Source organism: Streptomyces sp. NPDC059785, from assembly GCF_042732375.1.
In the GTDB taxonomy this organism is placed as follows: Bacteria; Actinomycetota; Actinomycetes; order Streptomycetales; family Streptomycetaceae; genus Streptomyces.
The window spans coordinates 1-24150 of sequence record NZ_JBHWHV010000097.1 but is presented as its reverse complement, the minus strand read 5'-3'; the positions used below and the strand labels follow the sequence as shown (position 1 = coordinate 24150).

Here is a 24150-nt window from a genome sequence, read left to right as displayed (position 1 = left end):
GGAGCACGCGAAAGGGCGGGGCCCCCGGGTGATCCCGGGGGCCCCGCCCTGAACGCTGCCGATGCCTGAGGCGTACTAGAGGCCGTCGTTCGCCGGCCTCACGCGTAGCGCCCGGTCAGTTGTCGTCCTCGTCGATCAGGAAACCGCGCATCGGCGACGGCGCCTGCTGCATCGGCGACGGGCCCTGCGGTCGCACCGGTGCCATCGGCTGGGTCATCGCGGGCGACATCTGCTGCTGACCGCCGTAGGACGGAGCGGCCGGCGACGGGGCGCCGCCCATGCCCTGACCGCCCCCGTACGACGGGGCGCTCGCGCCGGCCGGTGCCATGGAGGGCGCCGACGACGGCAGCGAAGCGGTCGCCGGGGTCCGCGGCGGAGCCAGCGAGTCGTCCGCCTGCGTCTCCAGCTGGCGCAGCTGGGACTCCAGGTAGGACTTCAGCCGCGTGCGGTACTCGCGCTCGAAGCCGCGCAGATCCTCGACCTTGCGCTCCAGCGTGGCGCGGGCGGACTCCAGGGAGCCCATCGCGACGCGGTGCTTCTCCTGCGCGTCCCGCTCCAGGGCGTCGGCCTTGGCACGGGCGTCGCGCTCCAGACCCTCGGCGCGGCTGCGGGCCTCGCCGACGATCTTGTTGGCCTCGGACCGGGCCTCGGCGATCGCCTGGTCGGCGGTCTGCTGGGCCAGCGAGAGCACCCGGGCGGCACTGTCGCCACCGGGGCCCTGACCGGGCTGCGGCATCTGCGGGCCACCGTGACCGCCCATGGGACCACCCATGGGGCCGCCCATCGGGCCACCCATCTGCTGCTGCATCTGCGGCTGCATCTGGCCGGGGCCCTGGCCCATCGGACCCTGACCCATCGGGCCCGGGCCCTGGCCCATCGGACCGTTGCCCTGCGGACCGCCCTGGCCGCTGGGGCCCGCGGGCAGCTGCGGCGCACCGCTCGGCAGCTGGGGCGGACCACCCATGGGGCCACCCATCTGCTGCTGCGGCGGGCCCGATATGCCGGCGGGCACCGGGGCGCCGGGACCGCGCATGCCCTGCGGCGGACCCTGGGGCGGGCCCTGCTGCTGGTCCTGCTGCTCGGGCGGCTTGCGCATGCCCTGCTGCTGGTTCTGCGCGGCGGCACGCGTGGCGGCGGCCAGTTTGGCGCGCAGATCCTCGTTCTCGCGCAGCAGGCGCGTCAGTTCGGCTTCGACCTCATCGAGGAAGGCATCGACCTCGTCCTCGTCATAGCCTTCTCGGAGGCGGACGGTCGTGAACTGCTTGTTCCGCACGTCCTCGGGGGTCAACGGCATCTCTTCACCTCAACGTAGTCATCGGCAGTCGGCAAGACCGTATCGTCCACAGTCACCTCGCGAGATTGCCCACGAGAGTGATCAAGATGTAGACGATGATCATCAGTACGAAGAAGGACAGGTCAAGTGCCACGCCCCCGAGACGCAGCGGCGGGATGAACCGCCGCAGCAGCTTGAGCGGTGGATCGGTGACAGTGTAGGTGGCCTCCAGAACGACCACCATCGCCTTGCCGGGTTGCCATGAGCGGGCGAACTGGAAGACGTAGTCCATGACCAGCCGGAAGATCAGCACGATCAGGAAACACATCAGTGCGACGTAGAGAATCTGCCAAACCACGCCCATGATCCGTGCGTCCCTCTCCCCTGTTCCCGTTCCGTTTCCGGTCCTGCGTCTTCAGCTCTGGTTGAAGAACCCGCCCTCTGCGATGCGGGCCTTGTCCTCCGCCGTGACATCGACGTTAGCAGGCGACAACAGGAACACCTTCTGCGTCACTCGCTCGATGCTGCCGTGAAGACCAAACACCAAACCGGCCGCAAAGTCGACAAGTCGCTTCGCGTCTGTGTCATCCATCTCGGTCAGATTCATGATCACCGGAGTGCCCTCACGGAAGTGTTCCCCGATGGTACGGGCCTCGTTGTAGGTCCGCGGGTGCAGCGTGGTGATGCGGTACGGCTCCCGCTCGGACACGACCTTGGGCATGATCACCGGTGCATTCTTCTCAAGGCTCTGGCGTTCTTGTGTGATGGACGCCACGGGGGCGATGCGCGCCGGGCGCCCCGATTCCGCGGGAAGCGAAGCGGCATGCCCGACAGGCTCACGCTGCACCGGGGGCTGCACCATTCGCACCGGTTCGTCCCGTTGGGACTGATGCGCCTGATGCGGCTGGTGCGACGGCTCGTGCCGCCTGCGGTCCCGCTCGGGCTCCGGGTCGAGCTCGGGCTCGAAGTCGTCGTCGGGGTCGAATCCCCTGCCGTCGTACCCATCGTCCTCCACGAGGCCGAGGTAGACCGCCATCTTGCGCATCGCGCCGGCCATGCTCTGAGTCCTCCGCTCTGTGGTGGATCAACTGACGACTTGCCAAGTGCCCGCGATCCACGAGGTCGTTATGCCCGCTATTGGCGGTAATGACCATATTTTCTGCTGTGGTCCGACTTCTTGGCGACGTTACCCGAGCCTGGGGCGGACTCCGAGTACCGCACTGCCGACGCGCACATGTGTCGCTCCGGCCGTGACGGCCTGCTCGAGGTCCGCACTCATCCCTGCCGAGACCATGTTCGCAGCCGGATGAGCCCTGCGCAGGTCAGTCGACAAATCCATCAGCCGCTCGAACGCCGCCTGTTCGCGCCCCGCGTACGGACCGGTGAGCGGGGCGACCGTCATCAGCCCGCCGAGCCTCAGCCCCGGGGTGCCGGCGACGAGACCGGCCAGTTCCGCCACCCCGCCGGGGCCCACGCCCCCGCGCTCGCCCCGGCCGCTCTCCTCCGCGTCGAGCGCGACCTGGATCAGACAGGCCGGTTCGCGCTCGGCCCGCTCCGCCTCCTTCGCCAGGGCCGTGACGAGCCTGGGCCGGTCGACGGACTGCACGACATCGGCGTAACCGACCACGGAGCGGACCTTATTGGTCTGCAACTGGCCGACGAAGTGCCAGGTGAGGGGCAGATCCGCGCATGCGGCGGCCTTCGGCGCCGCGTCCTGGTCCCGGTTCTCGGCGACGTGCCGCACCCCGAGACCGGACAGGATCCGCACATCGCTCGCGGGGTAGGTCTTGGTGACCACGATCAGGGTCACCTCGTCGCGCTCGCGCCCGGCGGCCGCGCAGGCCGCGCCGATGCGCTCTTCCACTCTCGCCAGGTTCTCGGCGAGTTGTGCCTTACGGTCCGTCATGCCCCATCAGTCCAGCCAGACATAGCCCGCGAGCCGCCCGGTGGTGCGGTCGCGACGGTACGAGAAGTGATCGGCCGACTCCAGCGTGCACACCGGCGACTGCGCCCGGTCGCACACCCCGAGCCGCTCGAGCTGCGCGTGCACCCCGGCGGTCACGTCGACGGCGGGGGTTCCCCAGGAGGTCTCGGCGTAGGCCGCCGGTTCGGCCGCGGCGACCTCGGCCCGCATCGCGCCGGGCACTTCGTAGCACCGGCCGCAGACGGCGGGTCCGGTACGGGCGACGATCCGCGCCGGTTCGGCGCCGAGCTCCGTCATCGCCTTGACCGCGGCGGGTACGACCCCGGCAACCATGCCGGGCCGCCCCGCGTGGGCCGCGGCGACGACCCCGGCAACGGGGTCGGCGAGCAGCACCGGGGTGCAGTCGGCGGTGAGGACGGCGAGGGCGAGTCCGCGTTCGGCGGTGACGACCGCGTCGACCTCGGGCACGGGGCGCTCGCCCCAGGGCCCGTGGACCACGGCCACGTCCGGGCCGTGCACCTGATTCATCCAGACCACCCGGGCGGGGTCGAGGCCCAGGGCCCCGGCGGCCAGTTCACGGTTGGCGCGGACGGCGGCGGGGTCGTCGCCGACGGCGCCGCCGAGGTTGAGCTGCTCGTACGGAGCGGCGCTCACCCCGCCCCACCGGTCGGTGAAGGCGAAATGCGCGCCGCTCGCTGTGCTTGTGGTGGAGCGCTGTCCTATCACTTCAGGAAGTCCGGCACGTCCAGCTCTTCGGCCGCGCTGTCGGAGTAGCTGCGCGACGGCGGGACCGGCGGGGAGACGGGCAGGTCGTTCGAGGCGGGCTCCGGAGCGGGCTCCGGCGCCTCCTTCGGCGTGACGCTGCCGAGCGAGCCGAAGGACGGGCGGCTCTCGGCGGACGCGGAGGAGGCAGGGCGGGACGGCGCGGGCTCCTCGCGCTTGGCCGAGGACGAACCGAGCACCGTGTCCCGCTTGGACGGCGGCTGGCCGCCGTCGAAGCCGGCCGCGATGACGGTGACGCGCACCTCGTCGCCGAGCGCGTCGTCGATGACGGCACCGAAGATGATGTTGGCCTCGGGGTGGGCGGCCTCGCTGACCAGCTGGGCGGCCTCGTTGATCTCGAACAGGCCGAGGTCGGAGCCGCCGGAGATGGACAGCAGCACACCGCGGGCGCCGTCGATGGAGGCTTCGAGTAGCGGTGAGGAGATCGCCATCTCGGCCGCGGCCACCGCGCGGTCGTCGCCGCGCGCGGAGCCGATGCCCATGAGCGCCGAACCGGCCTCGGACATGACGGACTTGACGTCGGCGAAGTCCAGGTTGATCAGACCCGGCGTGGTGATGAGGTCGGTGATGCCCTGCACACCGGAGAGCAGGACCTGGTCGGCCGACTTGAAGGCGTCCAGGACGGAGACCTGGCGGTCCGAGATGGACAGCAGCCGGTCGTTCGGGATGACGATGAGGGTGTCGACCTCTTCGCGCAGCTCCGCGATGCCGTCCTCGGCCTGGTTGGCCCGGCGCCGTCCCTCGAAAGTGAACGGGCGGGTGACCACACCGATGGTGAGCGCGCCGAGCGAGCGGGCGATGTTGGCCACGACGGGTGCGCCGCCGGTACCGGTGCCGCCGCCCTCACCGGCGGTGACGAAGACCATGTCGGCCCCCTTGAGGACCTCCTCGATCTCCTCGCGGTGGTCCTCGGCGGCCTTGCGGCCGACGGCCGGGTTGGCTCCGGCGCCGAGTCCGCGGGTGAGTTCACGGCCGACGTCCAGCTTGACGTCGGCGTCGCTCATCAACAGAGCTTGCGCGTCGGTGTTGATGGCGATGAACTCGACGCCCTTGAGACCGACCTCGATCATCCGGTTGATGGCATTGACACCACCGCCGCCGACACCGATGACTTTGATGACTGCGAGGTAGTTCTGCGGTGCTGCCACGTCGAAGGCCTCTCGCCTCGAGTTACGTGTCGCCGCCTCGCTGTCAGGCGATCCGACGACTGATGCCGAATGGGACGGTCCGAACGCCGACCCGAACCCTAACGCTGAAGTTTAGGGTTACCAGTGTGCCTGTTCCCTGGACTCTTCCGAACAGGACACTAAGTCGACAAGTGGCGCCCGTACAACGAACACGCCGAACCTCCCGTTTTTCTTTTCACCCTATGTGATCAGCCATAGTGGCGCCCAACCAGGGTGCTGGCCTGCGCTGATGTGCGTCAACTCCCCGATGACGCAGGTGCGGTGGGGACGCTCACATCGAAGTCGCGGGCCTTGGGGGATGCTTTCATGAGAGCGGTGAGGGTTGTCGCCTTAGCGCGCCCCTTCTCGCCACTCCCCCAAGTGACGGTGCGGCCACCGCTGAGCTCCAGCACGATCGAGTCGTACGAACGGACCCTGAGGGTACGGGTGTCACGGGCGACGGCGGCCGGAATGTCACCGGCCACCCGCACCGCCTCGCGCACCAGCCGGTCGGCCGGGAAGCGGCGCAGGCCCGCCTCGTGAGAGACCGTCAATTCCAGCAGCGGCACGCCCTCGGGGCGTTTCGGAACGGTGGCGAAACGGACCCCGTCGTCGTCCACTTCAACGAACTTGCCGTCTTGTTTGTCGTTTTCGCCGCTTTCGTCATTGCCGTCATCCTCGACAATGAGAACCGGAGTTCGCTCGGTGACGTCGAGGGCGACTCCGTGAGGCCAGGACCGGACGACATCAACCGAGTCAATTCGGGGCAATTTTTGGCGCAAACGCGCTTCGATCGCCGCGGTGTCGACCGACATCAGGGGCGATCCGACCGGTACGTCGGCCGCCTCGCGCACCTCCCGCTCCGTCAGGACGTCCACCCCGGAGACGGGCACCTCCTCGACGCGCAGCCACGGCGAGAGGTACAGGACCCAGGCCGCGGCACCGCCCGCCAACATCACGCCGACGATAAGGATGATGAGCGTACGAAGGCGGGGCAGCCGCCTGAGAAGGGGCGGCCGGGGCGGGCCGGACTCCGCTTTCCGCCGTTCACCGCGCTCGGCGGTGGTGGGTCCGGCCACAATCCCCTGCCTTCTGCCCGCGCGCTAACGGCGCGAAGCGATCGCCTCGTACACCATGCCGACGAGCAGGTCGTCGGCGTCCCGGCGGCCGAACTCGCTGGCGGCGCGGGACATCTCGTACAGCCGGTGCGGGTCGGCGAGCACGGGCAGGATGTTCGCCTGGATCCACTCGGGCGTCAGTTCCGCGTCGTCGACCAGCAGGCCGCCGCCGGCCTTGACCACCGGCTGGGCGTTGAGCCGCTGTTCGCCGTTGCCGATGGGCAGCGGGACGTAGGCGGCCGGCAGTCCGACGGCGGAGAGTTCGGCGACGGTCATCGCGCCCGCGCGGCAGAGCATCATGTCGGCCGCGGCGTACGCGAGGTCCATCCGGTCCACGTACGGTACCGGGATGTAGGGGGGCATCCCGGGCATCTGATGGACCTGCGGCAGTTCGTTCTTCGGGCCGACCGCGTGCAGGATCTGGATTCCGGCCTGCTGGAGGTAGGGCGCGACCTGCTGGACCACCTCGTTGAGCCGGCGCGCGCCCTGCGAGCCGCCGGAGACCAGCAGGGTCGGCAGCGCGGGGTCGAGCCCGAAGGCGGCGCGGGCCTCGGGGCGGACGGCGGCCCGGTCGAGGGTGGCGATGGAGCGGCGCAGCGGGATGCCGATGTAGCGGGAGTCGCGCAGCTTGCTGTCCGGGGTGGAGACGGCGACCCGGGCCGCGTACCGCGAGCCGATCTTGTTGGCCAGGCCGGGGCGGGCGTTGGCCTCGTGGATGACGATGGGCACGCCGAGCCGCTTGGCCGCGAGGTAGCCGGGCAGCGCGACGTAGCCGCCGAAGCCGACGACGGCGTCCGCCTTGGTGCGTTCCAGGATCTGCTCGGCGGCCTTGATCGTGCCGCGCAGCCGCCCGGGGACGGTGATCAGCTCGGGGGTGGGCTTGCGTGGCAGCGGCACGGCGGGGATCAGCGCGAGTTCGTAACCCCGCTCGGGTACCAGCCGGGTCTCCAGTCCGCGCTCCGTGCCCAGGGCCGTGATCCCCACGGTCGGGTCCTGCCTGCGCAGGGCGTCCGCGAGGGCGAGCGCGGGCTCGATGTGGCCGGCGGTCCCCCCACCGGCGAGTACGACATGCACCGAAATTCACCGCTCTCCGGACGAACGCGCCGTGGCGCGCCGTCGCATCGTGTTCCATCTCCGAGGCCCTGACGAGCCTCTGACCGCAGCACGCTTTCTACCAAAGCGGGGTTGCCGCATGGCAAGCGCCGCCCGCGCAGCGGGCTCGTCGCGTGCGAAGGCGATCAGCAGCCCGATGGCGAACATGGTCGGCAGCAGGGCAGACCCTCCGTAGGAGAACAGCGGGAGCGGGACTCCGGCGATCGGCAGCAGACCGAGCACCGCACCGATGTTGATCACGGCCTGTGCCGTGATCCAGGTGGTCACGCCTCCCGCGGCATACCTCACGAAGGGGTCCTCCGTGCGTCCGGCCACGCGGATACCCGCATAGCCTAGAGCCGCGAAGAGGGCGAGTACCGACAGCGTCCCTGCCAGACCCAGTTCCTCCCCGGTGATGGCGAAAATGAAGTCGGTGTGCGCTTCGGGCAGTTGACCCCATTTCTCCACGCTCGCGCCCAGTCCGGAGCCGAAGAGTCCGCCGGAGGCGAGCGCGTAGATGCCGTGCACGGCCTGCCAGCAGGAGTCGTTCGGCCCCGGTTCGGTGGCGCCGATGCAGGCCAGCCGGGCCATCCGGTTGGGGCTGGTCTTGATGAGCACGATGCCGATCAGCGCGGCCACCGAGAGTACGCCCGCGAACAGCCGGGTCGGCGCCCCGGCCAGCCAGAGCAGCCCGAAGAGGATCGCGGTCAGGATGATCGCCGTACCCATGTCGCCGCCGAGCATGATCAGCCCCAGCAGCATGAACGCCACCGGGACCAGCGGCACCAGCATGTGCTTCCACTGGGTCAGCAGCCGCTTGTCCTGCTTGCGGGCGAGCAGATCGGCGCCCCACAGCACGAGCGCCAGCTTGCCGAACTCGCTCGGCTGGAGCTGGAAGGGGCCGCCGATGGAGATCCAGTTCTGGTTGCCGTTGACCGCCATCCCTATCCCCGGGATCTGCACCAGGATCATCAGGAAGACGGAGCCGGCCAGTATCGGGTAGGCCAGCGCCCGGTGCAGCTTGATGGGCATCCGCGAGGCGGCCAGCAGCAGAGCGGCGCCGATCGCCGCCGCGAGGAACTGCTTGCGGAAGAAGTACGAACCGGGCAGCGACAGTTGCAGCGCCGTGATCATCGAGGCCGAGTAGACCATCACCAGGCCGAGCACGGTGATCAGCAGGCTGCTGCCGAAGATCAGATAGTAGGCGGTCAGCGGCCGGTCCCAGGCCCGGCGGGCGCGCTGGTAGAAGCCGCGCAGCGGGTTCTCGCCCCGGGAGCCCCCGGAGCCCTGAGAGCCGCGGGCGCTCCCGGAGCGCGGCGCGGCGGGGCGTCTGGCGGCCCGCTGTACGGGAGGGCGGCCGGTACGGCTACTGGGCATCGGCGTCTCCGGGCCACAACGGTGTCACGCGTCGTCCCTCCCAAGGTCGCCCGGCAGGCGGCCGGGTCAGGCGCCGAGTCCGCGAACCGCCTCCGCGAACGCGTCACCGCGCTTGTTGTAGTTGGCGAACATGTCCATCGAAGCGCAGGCCGGGGCCAGCAGGACCGTATCCCCTGGCCCGGCGAGCCGCCGGGCTTCCCGGACCGCCGCGAGCATCGCACCAGTGTCCGTCCGGTCCAGGTCGACCACCGGTACTTCCGGCGCGTGTCGCGCCAGCGCTTGCCGGATCAGCTCCCGGTCCGCGCCCATCAGCACGGCGCCCTTGAGCCGCGGCGCCGCCCCGGCGACCAGCTCGTCGAAGGTCGCGCCCTTGGCGAGGCCGCCCGCGATCCACACGATCGACCCGTACGCCGCCAACGACGCCTGCGCGGCGTGGGTGTTGGTCGCCTTGGAGTCGTCGACGTAGGCGACCCCGTCCACGTCGGCGACGTGCTCGATGCGGTGGGCGTCCGGGCGGAAGGCGCGCAGTCCGTCGCGCACGGCCGCCGCGGGCACCCCGTAGGCGCGGGCGAGGGCCGCCGCCGCGAGGGCGTTGGCGATGTTGTGCGGGGCCGGCGGATTCACGTCGGAGACCTCGGCCAGCTCCTGCGCGTTCTTCTGCCGGTTCTCGACGAAGGCCCGGTCGACCAGGATGCCGTCGACCACACCGAGTTGGGACGGTCCCGGCGTGCCGAGCGTGAAACCGATCGCCCGGCAGCCCTCCTCCACGTCGGCCTCGCGCACCAGGTCCTCGGTGGCCTTGTCGGCCGCGTTGTAGACGCAGGCGACGCGATTGCCCTCGTAGATACGGCCCTTGTCGGCGGCGTACGCCTCCATGGAGCCGTGCCAGTCGAGGTGGTCGGGCGCCAGGTTCAGCACGGCCGCGCTGTGCGCGCGCAGGCTGGGCGCCCAGTGCAGCTGGTAGCTGGAGAGCTCAACGGCGAGCACGTCGTACGGCTCGTCGCCGAGGACCACGTCCAGCAGCGAGACGCCGATGTTGCCGACGGCCGCGGTGCGCAGTCCGGCCGCCCGGAGGATCGAGGCGAGCATCCGCACGGTCGTGGTCTTGCCGTTGGTGCCGGTGACCGCGAGCCAGGGCGCGGCTGGTTTTCCCGCGGGGGTTCCGCGCAGCCGCCAGGCGAGTTCGACGTCGCCCCAGACGGGGACGCCCGCCTCGGCGGCCGCGGCGAACAGCGGCTTGTCCGGCTTCCAGCCGGGGGTGGTGACGACCAGTTCGGTGCCCTCGGGCAGGGTCGCCCCGTCACCGAGGCGCACGGTGACGCCGAGCGCCTCCAGCTCGGCGGCCTGCGCCCGGGAGCGTTCGTCGTCGCCGTCGTTGACGACCGTGACGTGCGCGCCGAGGCCGCTGAGGACGCGGGCCGCCGGGATACCGGAGACGCCGAGCCCGGCGACGGTGACGTTCTTACCCTGCCAGTCGGTCATTTCTTGGCTGCCCATCCCGCGTAGAAGAGGCCCAGGCCGACGATCACGCACATGCCCTGGATGATCCAGAAGCGGACCACCACAAGGACCTCGGACCACCCCTTGAGTTCGAAGTGGTGCTGGAGTGGCGCCATGCGGAAGACGCGCTTGCCGGTGAGCCGGAAGGAACCGACCTGGATGACCACCGACATGGTGATCAGGACGAAGAGGCCGCCGAGCAGGGCGACCAGGAGCTCCGTGCGGGAGCAGATGGCGAGACCGGCCAGCGCGCCGCCCAGGGCCAGCGAACCGGTGTCGCCCATGAAGATCTTCGCGGGCGAGGTGTTCCACCACAGGAAGCCGAAGCAGGCGCCCATCAGGGCCGCGGCGACCACCGCGAGGTCGAGCGGATCTCGTACCTCGTAACAGGCGGACGGGTTGGTCAGGGTGGTCGAGTTGGCGCAGGACTCCTGGAACTGCCAGACACCGATGAAGGTGTAGGCACCGAAGACCATGGTCGCCGCGCCGGTGGCCAGACCGTCCAGACCGTCCGTCAGGTTCACGCCGTTCGACATGGCGAGGATCATGAACAGTGCCCAGATCACGAACAGCACCGGGCCGATGGTCCAGCCGAAGTCCTGCACGAAGGAGAGCTTGGTGGAGGCCGGCGTCTGGCCGCGCGCGTCGGGGAACTGGAGCGCGAGGACCGCGAATCCGATACCGCCGATGAGCTGGCCCGCCATCTTCGCCTTGGCCCGCAGACCGAGCGAACGCCGCTTGACGATCTTGATGTAGTCGTCGAGGAAGCCGACCAGGCCCATCCCGCTCATCAGGCCGAGCACCAGCAGACCCGAGAAGGTCGGCGTGTAGCCCGTGATCACCTTGCTCAGGAAGTACGCGATGATCGTCGCCAGGATGAAGGCGATACCACCCATGGTCGGCGTACCGCGCTTGCTGTGGTGCTCGCGCGGGCCGTCGTCCCGGATGTACTGCCCGTAGCCCTTGCGGGCCAGGAGCTTGATCAGCAGCGGGGTGCCGACCAGGCTCAGAAAGAGACCAATGACTCCCGCGAACAGGATCTGCTTCATCATCGGGCTGCGACCTCACCCTCGGCACCGGTCTCGAGCAGCGCCTGCGCGACCCGCTCCAGCCCGACCGAACGGGACGCCTTCACGAGCACGACGTCCCCCGGGCGCAACTCGCTGCGCAACAGGTCGACCGCCGCCTGTGCGTCGGACACGTGCACCGACTCCTCACCCCACGAACCCTCGTTATATGCGCCCAGTTGGAGCCAGGACGCTTCCCTGCCCCCGACCGCGACGAGCTTGCTGACGTTGAGCCGGACGGCGAGCCGCCCGACCGCGTCGTGCTCGGCGAGCGCCTCGTCCCCGAGCTCGGCCATCTGGCCGAGCACCGCCCAGGTCCGCCTCCCCCGGCCCATGGCCACGAGCGCGCGCAGGGCGGCTCGCATGGACTCGGGGTTCGCGTTGTAGGCGTCGTTGACGACCGTCACGCCGTCCGGGCGCTCGGTGACCTCCATCCGCCAGCGGGAGAGGGAGCCCGCCTCGGAGAGCGCACGGGCGATCTCGTCTGCGGACATGCCCAGCTCATGGGCGACGGCGGCCGCGGCGAGCGCGTTCGACACGTGGTGCTCACCGTACAGGCGCATGGTCACGTCACTGCACCCGGAGGGTGTGTGAAGGCTGAAGGCGGGCTGTCCGGTGGCCGTGAGACGGACGTTCTCGGCGCGTACGTCCGCTTCGTCTGACTCTCCGAAGAGGACGACCCGGGCCTTCGTGCGCGACGCCATGGCGCGGACGAGCGGATCGTCGGCGTTCAGGATCGCCGCGCCGTCCTCCGGAAGGCTCTCCACGAGCTCGCCCTTGGCCTGCGCGATCTGCTCGCGGCCGCCGAACTCGCCGATGTGCGCGGTGCCGACGTTCAGCACGAGACCGATCCGCGGCGGGGTCAGGCTCGTCAGGTACCGGATGTGGCCGACGCCCCGCGCGCCCATCTCCAGGACGAGGAATTTCGTCTCCTCGGTGGCGCTGAGCGCGGTCAGCGGCAGCCCGATCTCGTTGTTGAGGGAGCCGGGCGTGAAGACCGTGGGCGCCTTGCTCCGCAGCACCTGGGCGATCAGGTCCTTGGTGCTGGTCTTGCCCGCGGAGCCGGTGAGCGCCACGAGCGTCGCGCCCAGCCGTTCGACGACGTGGCGCGCGAGGGCGCCGAGGGCCGTCTGCACGTCCTCGACGACGATCGCGGGCACGCCGACCGGCCGGGAGGCCAGGACGGCCACCGCGCCCGCCTCGACGACCTGTGCGGCGAAGTCGTGGCCGTCCACGCGCTCGCCGGCGAAGGCGACGAAGAGGCTGCCTGACTCCACCTCACGGGAGTCCCTGACGACGGGTCCGGTCACCTGTACCGCCGGATCCGGTATGTCGTGCGTCTGCCCGCCGACGACTGCTGCGATCTCGGCGAGGGAGAGGGCGATCACAAGTTCATCCCTGGGTCTTCTGGATAGCTTCGCGAAGCACCTGGCGGTCGTCGAAGGGACGGACCACGCCGGCGATGTCCTGGCCCTGCTCGTGGCCTTTGCCCGCGACCAGCACCGTGTCGCCGGGCCGGGCGCGGGCGACGGCCGCGGCGATGGCGGCGGCCCGGTCCTCGAAGACCTGCACCTCGCCGCGGTGGTGCGCGGGCACGTCGGCGGCGCCCGCGAGCATCGTGGCGAGGATCGCGAGGGGATCTTCCGAGCGGGGGTTGTCCGAGGTCAGTACGGCGGTGTCGGCGAGCCGCGCCGCGGCGGCGCCCATCGGCATCCGCTTGGTCCTGTCCCGGTCGCCGCCGCAGCCGAGGACGATGTGCAGGTGCCCCTCGGTGACCTTGCGCAGGGCGCGCAGGACCGATTCGACGGCGTCCGTCTTGTGCGCGTAGTCCACGACAGCCAGATACGGCTGCCCGGCGTCCACGCGCTCGAGGCGGCCCGGGACGCCCGGCACGGCGGCGATGCCGTCGGCGGCGCCCTGCGGATCGATCCCGGCCGCGGCGAGCGCGACGATCGCGGCGAGGGTGTTCGCCACGTTGAAGGGCCCGGCGAGCGGCGACTTGGCGGTGATCCGCTGTCCCTCGGGGCCGATCGCGGTGAACGTGGAGTCCATCGGACCGACCTCGACGTCCTCGGCGCGCCAGTCGGCGTCGGGGTGCCCCTCGGCGGAGAACGTGACGACCGGGACGCCGGCCTCCTTGACGAGCCTGCGCCCGTACTCGTCGTCGAGGTTGACCACACCGAGCCTGCTGCGCCGCTGGGTGAAGAGCTGCGCCTTGGCCTGGAAGTAGTCCTCCATGTCCGAGTGGAACTCCATGTGTTCCGGGCTCAGATTGGTGAACACCGCGATGTCGAAGACGCAGCCGTCGACCCGGCCGAGGACCAGCGCGTGACTGGAGACCTCCATGGCGACCGCCTCGACGCCGCGCTCGCGCATCACCGCGAACAGCGCCTGGAGATCGGTGGCTTCGGGGGTGGTGCGCTCCGACTTGATGCGCTCCTCGCCGATGCGCATCTCGACCGTGCCGATCAGACCGGTGGAGCGGACCGTCTTCAGACCGCCCTCGACCAGGTACGCGGTGGTGGTCTTGCCGGAGGTGCCGGTGATGCCGATCTGCAACAGGCCGCGCCCGGGGTGGCCGTAGATGGTGGCGGCCAGTTCGCCCATCCGCGCGCGCGGGTCGTCGACCACGAGGAGCGGCAGACCCGTGGCTGCGGCGCGCTCGGCGCCCGTCGGGTCGGTCAGCACCGCCGCGGCGCCGAGTCCGGCGGCCTGGGTCACGAAGTCGGCGCCGTGCATCCGGGCGCCCGGCAGCGCGGCGTAGATATCGCCCGGCCTGACCGCGCGGGAGTCGTGGGTGATGCCCGTGACCTCCGCGGTCGAGTCCGGCCGGGTGGCTCCCAGCTGATCGGCGAGCTCCGCGAGGGTGGTGGCGGAGACGTGAACCGGTCGAGGCGGCCCCGGATACGTCACAGGAACGCCCTTCTGGGTGGTTTGGGACTGATCAGCGTGTGGCACGGCGGTGAGCGTACCGGGCACACCCCCGCCGGAGCGAAGTGAGGGGTTGGACGAGCCATGGTTCCCGTGGTCGGGAGTGATCGTGGTCACGAGCTGGTTCCTGGTCGCTTCTCGAGTGGTGCTGGGGGTCGCTTGGTTCAGGGGTCGAAGGAGACGGGGAGTCTGGCGGCCTCGGCCCCGGTCGGCGGCACCTGAAGGGTCTTGAGCGCGAACTCCATCACGTCCTTGTAGATGGGACCGCAGATCTGACCGCCGAAGTAGCTGCCCTCGGTGGCGTTCTGGATCGCGCAGTAGACGGTGATCCGGGGCTTGTCCGCGGGCGCGAACCCGGCGAACGAGGAGGTGTAGCCGTGGTACTTGCCGGTGGCCGGATCCACACGGTTGGCCGTACCGGTCTTGCCCGCGACCCGGTAGCCGGGGATGCGGGCCTTGGTGCCGGTGCCCTCCTCGTCGTCGACGACCGACTCCAGCATCTGGGCCAGCGTCTTCGCGGTCTTCTCGCTGACGACCCGGGTCTTCTTGGCCTTGGCGGCGGGGGTGAAGCGTCCGTCGGCGTCCTTCGTGCCGCGCACCAGCGTGGGTTCCACGCGGACGCCGCCGTTGGCGATCGTCGAGTAGACGGAGGCCGCCTGCATCGCGTTGATCGACACACCCTGGCCGAAAGGAATCGTGTACTGCTGCGACGTCGACCAGTCCCCGGCGGGCGCGAGGATGCCGTTGGTCTCACCGGGGAAGCCGAGCCCGGTGGCGCTGCCGATGCCGAACTTGCGCAGGTACGAGTAGAGGACCTGGTTGGCCTCCTGCTGCGTCTTGCCGAGCTGGCCGGTGGCCAGGATGGTGCCGATGTTGCTGGACTTGGCGAGGACGCCGTTGAGCGTCAGGTTCCAGGTCGCGTGGTCGATGTCGTCCTGGAAGAGCCGGTCGCCGCGGTGCAGCCGGTTGGGCACCACCACGTGGGTGGCGGGCGTGGCGACGTTCTCCTCCAGTACGGCGGCCATCGACATGACCTTGGCGGTGGAGCCGGGCTCGAAGGCGTCCTGGAGGGCCGCGTTGCCCAGGGCGTCCGAGTCGGCCGAGGACAGGTCGTTCGGGTCGAAGCCGGGCGCGTTCGCCATCGCCAGGATCTCGCCGGTCTGCGTGTCCTGCACTATCACGTAGCCGCGGTCGGCCTTGGACTTCTCCACCTGCTCGGTGATGGCGTTCTGGGCGGCCCACTGGATGTCGCGGTCTATGGTCAGCTCGACGTCGGAGCCGGCCACGGCGGGCGTCTCGGTGGACCCCGCGGTCGGCACCTGACGGCCGCCGGACTGGGCGTAACGGATCTTCCCGTCGGTGCCGGCGAGCTGCTTGTTCAGCTGCTGCTCGATGCCGCCGCCGCCCTTGCCGTCGGCGTTGACCCAGCCCAGTATCCCGGCGGCCAGGTCGCCGTTGGGGTACACGCGCTTGCTGGCCGGGACCGCGAGGACGCCGCCCAGGACGTCGGCGGTGCCCGGGTCGGTCTCCGCCTTGGCCGCGAGGGTGTTCTTCAGATCCTTGATCTGGTTCCAGACCTGCGGGGTCTGGCGGTGCGCCAGCAGGGTGTAGCGGGTGTTCTCGGTGCGCAGCTTCCCGGCGACGCTGTCCACGCTCTGCCCCAGGATGGGCGCGAGCAGCGCCGCGGCCTGCTCGGGCGCGTCCGCCACCTTGGTGGCCTTCGCCGTGAACAGCGTGGGGTCGGCCGTGATGTCGTACGCGTCGACGCTCGACGCCAGCGTGACGCCGTTGCGGTCGGTGATGCCGCCGCGCTCGGCGGCCAGGGTGCGGCCGACGTACCGGTTCTGCTCGGCCTTCGCGGTGTAGGCGCCCGCGTCCACGGCCTGCACCTGGAGCAGCCGCACCACGAAGGCGACCATCACCAGGGTCAGCGCGAGGCTGACCAGGCGCAGCCGGGGGCGCGGGCTGCCGAGCCGGATGACGCGGGGGGCGTTCGGCCGCGGGCCGCCCGGGCGGCGGGCGGGGCGGGCGCCTGGCCCCGGACGCCGGCCGCCGCTGGGGCGTACGGGCCTGGCGGGGCCGGGCACGCGGCGGCGCGGCGGTTGCCTGTCGGACACTTCCGTCACCTGCCGGGGTCGGTCGGGGGCTGGGCGGGCAGCGCGGGCTGCGTGGGCTGTGCGAACGGTGCGGGGGTGGCGGGCCACGCGGTGGGCGACGCCGCGGCGGAGGGGGCGGCCGGGGTGCCGGCGGGCGGGACCTGGCCCGGCGGCACGAGCGGCGTCGGCGAGATTGCGGGCGGCACGGCCGGGAGGCCCGGCGCGGGGGCGAGCATCTCGGGCGGCACCACGGTGGTGAGGGCGGAGGACTTCTCGGCCGCCGGTCCGGGGCTTCCCTCGACCGTGCCGTCCGGGTTCAGGAACGCCGGGTCGCCGCCTGGGACCATGCCCAGCTCGCGGGCGCGCTCGCGCAGGGCGTCGGGCGCCGAGTAGGAGTCCACGTCCCGCTGGAGCTCCTGCTCCTCGTCCGTGAGGTTCTTGGTGCCCTTCTGGAGGTCGTCGAGCTGGAACGACCCTTCGCTGAGTGCGGAGTTCAGCACGAGGAGCCCGATCAGGCCGCCGCCGAGCAGCACGACGACCAGCAGGACGAAGGGGGTGCGGGCGGCCTGCCCGCGCTGGGCGGGGAAGAGCCGCGCGAGCCGGGCGGCCCGGCCCCTAAGCTGAGGTTTGCTGGCCACGGCCCCTCCCGGCGCGTTCGAGTTCCCGGCCCATGGGCCCGAATGCACGGACCCGGCCGGTGAGTTTGCGGTTCCGGCTCACCCACGCTCCCCCTTCGAGTGCCTCACTCGGCCCCCTCCTCGCGGCTCACTCCGCTTCCTCCCGGACGCGCTGCGCGCCCCGCAGCCGCGCGGGCGCCGCTCGCCGGTTCTCGGCGATCTCCTCCTCGGTGGGAAGTTCGGCACCCCGGGTGAGCAGCTTGAGCCGGGGCTGGTAGCGCTCGGGCACGACCGGCAGACCGGGCGGCGCGGTGGAGGCGGCCCCGGCCGCGAACACCTGCTTGACCAGCCGGTCCTCCAGTGAGTGGTACGACAGGACGGCGATCCGGCCGTCGACGGCGAGCGCCCGGACGGCCGCCGGGACCGCCCGCTCCAGGACCGTCAGTTCGCCGTTGACCTCGATACGCAGCGCCTGGAAGGTGCGCTTGGCCGGATTGCCGCCGGTGCGCTTGGCGGCCTGGGGCAGCGCGTCGCGGATGAGCTCGACCAGCCGTGCGCTGTGGTCGAAGGGCTCCTTCTCGCGCGCGCGGACCACGGCCGACACGATCCGCTTGGCCTGCTTCTCCTCGCCGTACGCCCGCAGGATGCGTACCAGTTCGCCCGCCGGATAGGTGTTGAGCACCTCCGCCGCGCTGATCCCGGTCGTCTGGTCCATGCGCATGTCGAGCGGTGCGTCCTGGGCGTACGCGAACCCGCGGTCCGCCTCGTCGAGCTGCATGGAGGAGACACCGAGGTCGAACAGGACGCCCTGGACGCGCGGGACGCCGAGGCGGCTCAGCACCTCGGGCAGTTCGTCGTAGACGGCGTGCACCAGGGTGGCCCGCTCGCCGAAGGGGGCGAGCCGCTCGCCGGACAGGCGCAGCGCCTCCTTGTCGCGGTCGAGGGCGACGAGCCGCACCTCGGGGAAGCGGGTCAGCAGGGCCTCGCTGTGGCCGCCGAGGCCGAGGGTGCAGTCGACGACGACGGCCCCCGGCCGCTCCAGGGCGGGCGCCAGCATGTCCAGGCACCGCTGGAGCATGACCGGGACGTGTCGACTGTTGCTCAAGGGGCCCTCTCAGGTCCGGCGCGGCCGTACGCACCGACGGGTCCCCGCCCGCCGCGGTCCGACGCCGGCCGGGTCCGGTGGAAGGGAGCTTCGCCGGCGCCGGAAGCGCCGGCCGACCGGGAGCGGGTGGAGGCCGGGCCGTACGTACGCGCCACGTACGCGGAAAGACACCGGAGGATCGCCGGGGTCTTTCGGAGTGGAAATCCAGCAGGGAGAGCCTCGCCTCCCGCTTCGCGTCACTTTAGTCCACGGTGTCTCGCGGTCAATCAACCGGCATGCGCGTCGCGGACCGGGCACCCGGTAAGGCGCGAATGAGACGGATTCCCCCGTTCGGCGGGACCGCCACGGACCGTGTGGGTTACGTCACAACAAGCCACGACGGCGTTCTTTGTCCTGCCCCACAGCAGGACCGCGCCGCCCTTGACCAGTACCGTCATGGGTATGACGACTTCCGCATCCGTCCCCGCCGAGTCCGCGGGCGCCATAACCGCCGAGGGCACCGTCACCGACCGGCTGGTCGACGCGAACCAGACGTACGCCGCCGCGTTCAGCGACCCGGGGATGGACGCCCGTCCCGTCCTGCGAGTCGCCGTGGTCGCCTGCATGGACGCCCGGCTCGACCTGCACGCCGCGCTCGGCCTCCAGCTCGGCGACTGCCACACCATCCGCAACGCGGGCGGCGTGGTCACCGACGACGTGATCCGCTCCCTCACCATCAGCCAGCGGGCGCTGGGCACCCGCAGCGTCGCCCTCATCCACCACACCGGCTGCGGCCTGGAGTCCCTCACCGAGGAGTTCCGGCACGACCTGGAGATGGAGGTCGGCCAGCGCCCGTCCTGGGCCGTGGAGTCCTTCCGCGACGTCGACCAGGACGTACGCCAGTCGATCCAGCGGGTGCGGACCTCGCCGTTCCTGCTGCACACCGACGACGTGCGCGGTTTTGTCTTCGACGTGAAGACCGGACTGCTGCGGGAGATCGACCCCGCCTGAGGCGGGGTGCCGGAAGCCGCGTGCGGCGCCCGCCCGGATCGAAAAGCGGGCGCCGCTTCGCCTGAAAAGCCGCAAGACCTGACATAGCGCGGCCAGTTGTCCACAGGCGAGTGACACGAACCGGTAACGGCAACAAGAATGCGGGGAAGGCGTCACGCGGAACTTTTCCCGCGTGGTGTCCGTGTTTCGGGGAGGGCCGGTCCGCATCCATGAGCGTCGGCCCGAGAAAGGGCCGAGGAGGGCCGGGTGACGACCTATGACGATCGAGCGACCCTTAATGACCTGACCGCCACCGTGGAGCGGGTCCGCGGTTCGGTGGAGGGAGTGATCGAGGGCAAGCCCGAGGTCGTACGGCTTTCGCTGACCGTACTGCTCGCCGAGGGACATCTCCTCATCGAGGACGTCCCCGGCGTCGGCAAGACCATGCTGGCCAAGGCGCTGGCGCGGTCCATCGACTGCTCGGTGCGGCGCATCCAGTTCACGCCCGACCTGCTGCCCTCGGACATCACCGGTGTGTCCATCTGGGACCAGCAGCGCCGGGACTTCGAGTTCAAGCCGGGCGCGATCTTCTCGCAGATCGTGATCGGCGACGAGATCAACCGCGCCTCGCCCAAGACGCAGTCGGCGCTGCTCGAATCGATGGAGGAGCGCCAGGTCACCATCGACGGGACGACGTACGAGCTGCCGAGCCCGTTCATGGTCGTGGCCACCCAGAACCCGGTCGAGATGGAGGGCACGTATCCGCTGCCCGAGGCGCAGCGCGACCGCTTCATGGCCCGGGTCTCCATCGGCTACCCCAGCCCCGAGGCCGAGCTCCAGATGCTGGACGTGCACGGCGGCGTCTCCCCGCTGGACGACCTCCAGCCGGTGGCGCACGCGCACGAGATCGTGAAGCTCATCGACGCGGTGCGCACGGTGCACGTCGCGGACCCGGTCCGGCGCTACGCGGTGGACCTCGTGGCCGCCACCCGCACCCACCCGGACCTCAGACTCGGTGCCTCGCCACGGGCCACGCTGCATCTGCTGCGCGCCGCGAAGGCCTCGGCCGCGCTGGCCGGCCGGGACTACGCGCTGCCTGACGACGTCCAGGCGCTCGCCGTGGCGGTGCTGGCCCACCGGCTGCTGCCGACGGCCCAGGCCCAGCTCAACCGGCGTACGTCCGAGCAGGTCGTGCAGGAGATTGTGCAGCGCACCGCGGTACCGGCGGCGCACCCGCCGCAGAGCGGCGGCTACGGCGTGGGCCGTGGCGCGCCCGCCTTCGACCAGCAGCCGCCGCGGAGGCTGTGATGACGTCAGGGGGGACGGGGCAAGCGGAGGAGCAGCGGGGCGGCGTCCGCACGGCGCTCGCCGGGCTCACCACCCGCGGACGCTCCTTCCTGGCCGCCGGAATCGCCGCCGCCGTCTGCGCGTACGTGCTGGGCCAGGTCGATCTGCTCCGGGTCGGCCTGCTGCTCGCCGTGCTGCCGCTGATCTGCGCGACCGTGCTGTACCGCACGCGGTACCGGGTCGCGGGCAGCCGCCGGCTCTCCCCCGCGCGCGTGCCCGCCGGCTCCGAGGCCCGCGTCCACCTGCGGATGGACAACGTCTCCCGGTTGCCCACCGGCCTGCTGATGCTCCAGGACCGGGTGCCGTACGTGCTCGGGCCCCGGCCCCGGTTCGTGCTGGACCGGGTCGAGGCGGGCGGCCGCCGCGAGGTGTCCTACCGGGTCCGCTCGGACCTGCGCGGCCGCTACCCGCTGGGCCCCTTGCAGCTGCGCCTCACCGACCCGTTCGGGATGTGCGAGCTGACCCGGTCCTTCTCCACGTACGACACCCTGACGGTGATCCCGCGCGTGGAGCCGCTGCCGCCGGTGCGGCTGAGCGGCGAGGCGAAGGGGTACGGCGACGGGCGGCAGCGCTCGCTCGCGCTGGCGGGCGAGGACGACGTGATACCCCGCGGGTACCGGCACGGCGACGACCTGCGCCGGGTGCACTGGCGGCTCACCGCGCGCTACGGCGAGCTGATGGTGCGCCGCGAGGAGCAGCCGCAGCGCGCCCGCTGCACGGTGCTGCTCGACACGCGCGGCGGCGCGTTCCTCGGCGCGGGCCCCGACTCGGCCTTCGAGTGGGCCGTGTCGGGCACCGCCTCCACCCTGGTGCACATGCTGGAACGGGGCTTCTCCGTCCGGCTGTTGACGGACACGGGCAGTTCGGTACCGGGCGAGGGCACCGACGGCTACGCGGGCGCGAGCCAGGAGTCGGCCGACGCGGCGGGCCTGATGATGGACACGCTCGCGGTCGTCGACCACTCCGACGGGACCGGCCTGTCCCGGGCCTACGACGTGCTCCGCGGCGGGAACGAGGGACTGCTGGTCGCCTTTCTCGGCGACCTGGACGAGGAGCAGGCGACGGTGCTCGCCAAGATGCGCCAGCGCAGCGGCGGCGCCGTCGCCTTCCTGCTGGACAGCGAGACGTGGGTGCGGGAGGCGTCGGACGTCCCCGGCCCGTCGGACGGGAGCGGGGACCGGCTGCGCATGCTGCGGGAGGCGGGCTGGACCGCCGTCGAGGTGCCGCGCGGCGCCGTCTTCGCCGACCTGTGGCAGGAGGCGGACCGGCAGCGCACGGGTGCCGCGGCGGCCGGCGGACGGACCGGGGGTGGTGGCTCATGAGCGGGGGCACGCGACTGGCGCTGTGCTCGTACGCGGCGACGCTGCTGGCGGCCTGCGCCCTGCTGCCGCTCGTCTCCCCGGCGACCTGGATCCTCCAGGCGGCGCTGCTGCTCGCGCTGGTGACCGGGGTGGGCATGCTGGCCCGGCGGGTCCCGCTGGCCCGGCCGCTGACGGTGGCCGTGCAGGCGCTGGCGGCCCTGCTGCTGCTGACCCTGCGGTTCGCCCGCGAGCAGGCCGTCGCCGGGATGATCCCCGGGCCCCAAGCCTTCCACCACCTCGGTCAACTGCTGCAGACCGGCGGGGAGGACGTCGGCCGCTACGCGATACCGGCGCCGCTGTCCGACGGCATCAGGCTGATGCTGGTCGGCGGGGTCCTGCTGATCGGTCTCGCGGTGGACGCGCTGGCGGTGACGTACCGCAGCGCGGCCCCGGCGGGCCTGCCGCTGCTCGCGCTGTACTCGGTCGCGGCCGGGCTCTCCGGCGGCGCCGCGGACTGGTACTTCCTGCCCGCGGCGGCCGGATATCTGATCCTGCTCCTGGCGGAGGGCCGCGACCGGCTCTCCCAGTGGGGCCGGGTCTTCGGCGGCGCGCCCCGCACCCCGGGCAGGGACGCGGGCGACGGGCCGAGCGCCCCGGTCCGCACCGGCCGGCGGATCGGCGCGGTCGCGGTGGTCGTCGCCGCCCTGGTGCCGTACGGGCTGCCCACGCTGAGCAGCGGGCTGCTGGACGGGGCGGGCGCGGGCGTCGGCTCGGGCAGCGGCGACGGCGGCACGATCTCCGCGGTCAACCCGCTGGTCTCGCTCCGCGACAGCCTGAACGTGAACCAGGACCGCCAGGTCATGTCGTACCGCACGACCACCGAGGACACCCAGGAGCTGTATCTGCGGATCGTCTCCCTGGACGAGTTCGACGGTACGGCCTGGAAGCCGGCCCAGCGGCACATCCAGGCGGTACCCGACACCTTCCCCGACCCCATCGGTCTGGGCTCGGACGTCCGGCGCACGGAGATCCGCACCCGGATCTCGGCGGCCGACTGGTACGCCCAGGACTGGCTGCCCATGCCCTACCCGGCCAGCAAGGTGAGCATCGAGGGCAACTGGCGCTACGAACCGCTGGGCCGCACCCTGGTCGGCGACCACGGCCAGAACACCCGGGGCGCGCAGTACGACGTCACGAGCCTGATCGTGCAGCCCACCGCGGACCAGCTGGCGAACGCCCCGGAGGCGCCGGAGGCGCTGCGGCGGGAGTTCACCGAGGTCCCGGAGTCGCTGCCGCCCGAGGTGGCGCAGAAGGCGCTGGAAGTCACCGAGGGCTCCGCGAACGACTACGAGCGGGCGGTCAAGCTCCAGGACTGGTTCGCGGTGAGCGGCGGGTTCACCTACGACACACAGGTGCAGGTCGGCAGCGGCTCCGCCGCGATCGCCCGCTTCCTGAAGGACAAGGAGGGCTTCTGCGTCCACTTCTCCTTCGCGATGGCGGCGATGGCCCGCACGCTGGGCATACCCGCCCGGGTCGCGGTGGGCTTCACGCCCGGCTCGCCCCAGTCGGACGGTTCGATGTCGGTCGGGCTGCGGGACGCGCACGCCTGGCCCGAGCTGTACTTCGAGGGCGTGGGCTGGACCCGCTTCGAGCCGACCCCGAACCGGGGCACGACGCCGGAGTACACGCAGCCGGACAGCGCGGGCACCGACGTCCCCGCCGTACCGAGGCCGTCGGACGCCGCGTCCTCGGCCCCGTCCGCCGCGCCGTCGGCGAGCGAGAGCTGCACGGTCGAGCAGAAGAAGCTGGACGGGTGCCCGAGCGACCCGGCACAGATCGCGGTCGACTCCGACGACGGCGGCTTCTCGCTGAAAGCGGTGCTGATCGTGCTTGGCGTGCTCGTCGTCCTGGCGATCCCGTTCCTGCCGATGATGTGGCGCCTGCGGGTCCGCGCCGTACGGCTCGGGCCGCACGGCCGCACGGACGCGGGCCCCGCGGCCCACACCCTGGCCGTCTGGCAGGAGGTGACCGATACGGCCTGGGACTACGGGATCGCGCCGGACGAGTCACAGACACCGCGGAAGGCCGCCGGGCGGATCGTCCGCCTGGGCCGGCTGGATCCGCCCGCCGAGGCGGCCGTGCACCGGCTGGCGGCGGCCGTGGAGCAGGTCCTCTACGCACCGCGGCCACGTCCGACGACGGGGCTGGCGGCGGACGCCCACCGGGTCGCCGAGGCGCTGGCCGCGTCGGTCGGCGGTCCGGCCCGGCTCCGCGCGCTGCTGCTTCCGCGCTCGGCCGTCCGGATCCTCTGGGCGGCGGCGGCCCGCTGGACGACCCTGGTGACCGCCCTGTCCGCCCGCCGGAAGGCACTGCTACGACGCCTGCCGCGGCCGTCGCGCCCGTCACGGCAGAGCGGCTGACGTCACCGCTTCCCGTCCGGGGCCGGCTTCCTCGGCCCCGGACGGGAAGCGCACACACCCACCC

20 protein-coding genes are annotated in these 24150 nt (G+C 71.6%); 4 read left to right on the top strand and 16 right to left on the bottom strand.

Annotation, left to right across the window (positions count from 1 at the left end; translation table 11 throughout):
- Nucleotides 1-115 precede the first annotated feature (115 nt).
- From ACFV6E_RS40785 to rsmH, 16 genes are all read right to left on the bottom strand, one after another.
- A complete protein-coding gene (locus ACFV6E_RS40785) occupies nt 116-1294 on the bottom strand; it encodes a DivIVA domain-containing protein (RefSeq protein WP_385172213.1) in 1179 nt (392 codons plus the stop codon).
- A gap of 52 nt (nt 1295-1346) precedes the next feature.
- Nucleotides 1347-1637: a YggT family protein gene (locus ACFV6E_RS40780; RefSeq protein WP_385172211.1), complete on the bottom strand. Its 291-nt coding sequence runs from the start codon at nt 1635-1637 to the stop codon at nt 1347-1349.
- A gap of 51 nt (nt 1638-1688) precedes the next feature.
- Nucleotides 1689-2330, bottom strand: coding sequence for a cell division protein SepF (locus tag ACFV6E_RS40775; protein ID WP_385172208.1), 642 nt, complete (start codon nt 2328-2330; stop codon nt 1689-1691).
- A gap of 129 nt (nt 2331-2459) precedes the next feature.
- Complete coding sequence (locus ACFV6E_RS40770; RefSeq protein WP_385172205.1) at nt 2460-3179, bottom strand: YggS family pyridoxal phosphate-dependent enzyme; 720 nt, start codon at nt 3177-3179, stop codon at nt 2460-2462.
- Nucleotides 3180-3185: 6 nt separating this feature from the next.
- The gene (gene pgeF / locus ACFV6E_RS40765; protein ID WP_385468700.1) at nt 3186-3923 is read right to left on the bottom strand and encodes a peptidoglycan editing factor PgeF; all 738 of its coding nucleotides are present in this window, start codon (nt 3921-3923) and stop codon (nt 3186-3188) included.
- On the bottom strand, nt 3920-5128 hold the full coding sequence (gene ftsZ, locus ACFV6E_RS40760) for a cell division protein FtsZ (RefSeq protein ID WP_385172201.1): 1209 nt from the start codon (nt 5126-5128) through the stop codon (nt 3920-3922). Before ftsZ ends, pgeF begins: the two co-directional genes overlap by 4 nt.
- A gap of 275 nt (nt 5129-5403) precedes the next feature.
- Nucleotides 5404-6225, bottom strand: coding sequence for a cell division protein FtsQ/DivIB (locus tag ACFV6E_RS40755; protein WP_385468697.1), 822 nt, complete (start codon nt 6223-6225; stop codon nt 5404-5406).
- Between the two features lie 24 nt (nt 6226-6249).
- Nucleotides 6250-7338 (bottom strand): undecaprenyldiphospho-muramoylpentapeptide beta-N-acetylglucosaminyltransferase, encoded by a 1089-nt coding sequence (gene murG, locus ACFV6E_RS40750; RefSeq protein ID WP_385172195.1) that lies wholly within the window; start codon nt 7336-7338, stop codon nt 6250-6252.
- 6 nt (nt 7339-7344) lie between these two features.
- Nucleotides 7345-8733, bottom strand: coding sequence for a putative lipid II flippase FtsW (gene ftsW / locus ACFV6E_RS40745; protein WP_385172192.1), 1389 nt, complete (start codon nt 8731-8733; stop codon nt 7345-7347).
- Nucleotides 8734-8799: 66 nt separating this feature from the next.
- Nucleotides 8800-10215 (bottom strand): UDP-N-acetylmuramoyl-L-alanine--D-glutamate ligase, encoded by a 1416-nt coding sequence (gene murD, locus ACFV6E_RS40740; protein WP_385468694.1) that lies wholly within the window; start codon nt 10213-10215, stop codon nt 8800-8802.
- The gene (mraY, locus tag ACFV6E_RS40735; RefSeq protein WP_385172186.1) at nt 10212-11285 is read right to left on the bottom strand and encodes a phospho-N-acetylmuramoyl-pentapeptide-transferase; all 1074 of its coding nucleotides are present in this window, start codon (nt 11283-11285) and stop codon (nt 10212-10214) included. The genes murD and mraY overlap by 4 nt, the downstream gene beginning before the upstream one ends.
- Nucleotides 11282-12688 carry a UDP-N-acetylmuramoyl-tripeptide--D-alanyl-D-alanine ligase gene (gene murF / locus ACFV6E_RS40730; RefSeq protein ID WP_385172183.1) on the bottom strand — a complete coding sequence of 469 codons (1407 nt, stop codon included), beginning with the start codon at nt 12686-12688 and terminating at the stop codon, nt 11282-11284. The genes mraY and murF overlap by 4 nt, the downstream gene beginning before the upstream one ends.
- 4 nt (nt 12689-12692) lie before the next feature.
- Complete coding sequence (locus ACFV6E_RS40725; protein ID WP_385172180.1) at nt 12693-14213, bottom strand: UDP-N-acetylmuramoyl-L-alanyl-D-glutamate--2,6-diaminopimelate ligase; 1521 nt, start codon at nt 14211-14213, stop codon at nt 12693-12695.
- A gap of 182 nt (nt 14214-14395) precedes the next feature.
- Nucleotides 14396-16348 (bottom strand): peptidoglycan D,D-transpeptidase FtsI family protein, encoded by a 1953-nt coding sequence (locus ACFV6E_RS40720; protein WP_385468691.1) that lies wholly within the window; start codon nt 16346-16348, stop codon nt 14396-14398.
- Between the two features lie 5 nt (nt 16349-16353).
- Nucleotides 16354-16965 (bottom strand): septum formation initiator family protein, encoded by a 612-nt coding sequence (locus tag ACFV6E_RS40715; protein WP_385172175.1) that lies wholly within the window; start codon nt 16963-16965, stop codon nt 16354-16356.
- Nucleotides 16966-17092: 127 nt separating this feature from the next.
- A complete protein-coding gene (gene rsmH / locus ACFV6E_RS40710) occupies nt 17093-18049 on the bottom strand; it encodes a 16S rRNA (cytosine(1402)-N(4))-methyltransferase RsmH (RefSeq protein ID WP_385172173.1) in 957 nt (318 codons plus the stop codon).
- A gap of 441 nt (nt 18050-18490) precedes the next feature.
- Between rsmH and ACFV6E_RS40705 the strand changes: the two genes are divergently transcribed.
- The 4 genes from ACFV6E_RS40705 to ACFV6E_RS40690 all read left to right on the top strand — a co-directional run bounded on the left by ACFV6E_RS40705 (nt 18491) and on the right by ACFV6E_RS40690 (nt 24086).
- Nucleotides 18491-19039, top strand: coding sequence for a beta-class carbonic anhydrase (locus ACFV6E_RS40705; protein WP_385172171.1), 549 nt, complete (start codon nt 18491-18493; stop codon nt 19037-19039).
- Between the two features lie 246 nt (nt 19040-19285).
- The gene (locus ACFV6E_RS40700) at nt 19286-20326 is read left to right on the top strand and encodes an AAA family ATPase (RefSeq protein WP_385172169.1); all 1041 of its coding nucleotides are present in this window, start codon (nt 19286-19288) and stop codon (nt 20324-20326) included.
- Nucleotides 20326-21687 (top strand): DUF58 domain-containing protein, encoded by a 1362-nt coding sequence (locus tag ACFV6E_RS40695; protein ID WP_385468688.1) that lies wholly within the window; start codon nt 20326-20328, stop codon nt 21685-21687. Before ACFV6E_RS40700 ends, ACFV6E_RS40695 begins: the two co-directional genes overlap by 1 nt.
- Entirely contained in the window at nt 21684-24086 is a 2403-nt protein-coding gene (locus tag ACFV6E_RS40690; protein WP_385468686.1) for a DUF3488 and DUF4129 domain-containing transglutaminase family protein, read from the top strand. Before ACFV6E_RS40695 ends, ACFV6E_RS40690 begins: the two co-directional genes overlap by 4 nt.
- The last annotated feature ends 64 nt before the right edge of the window (nt 24087-24150 follow it).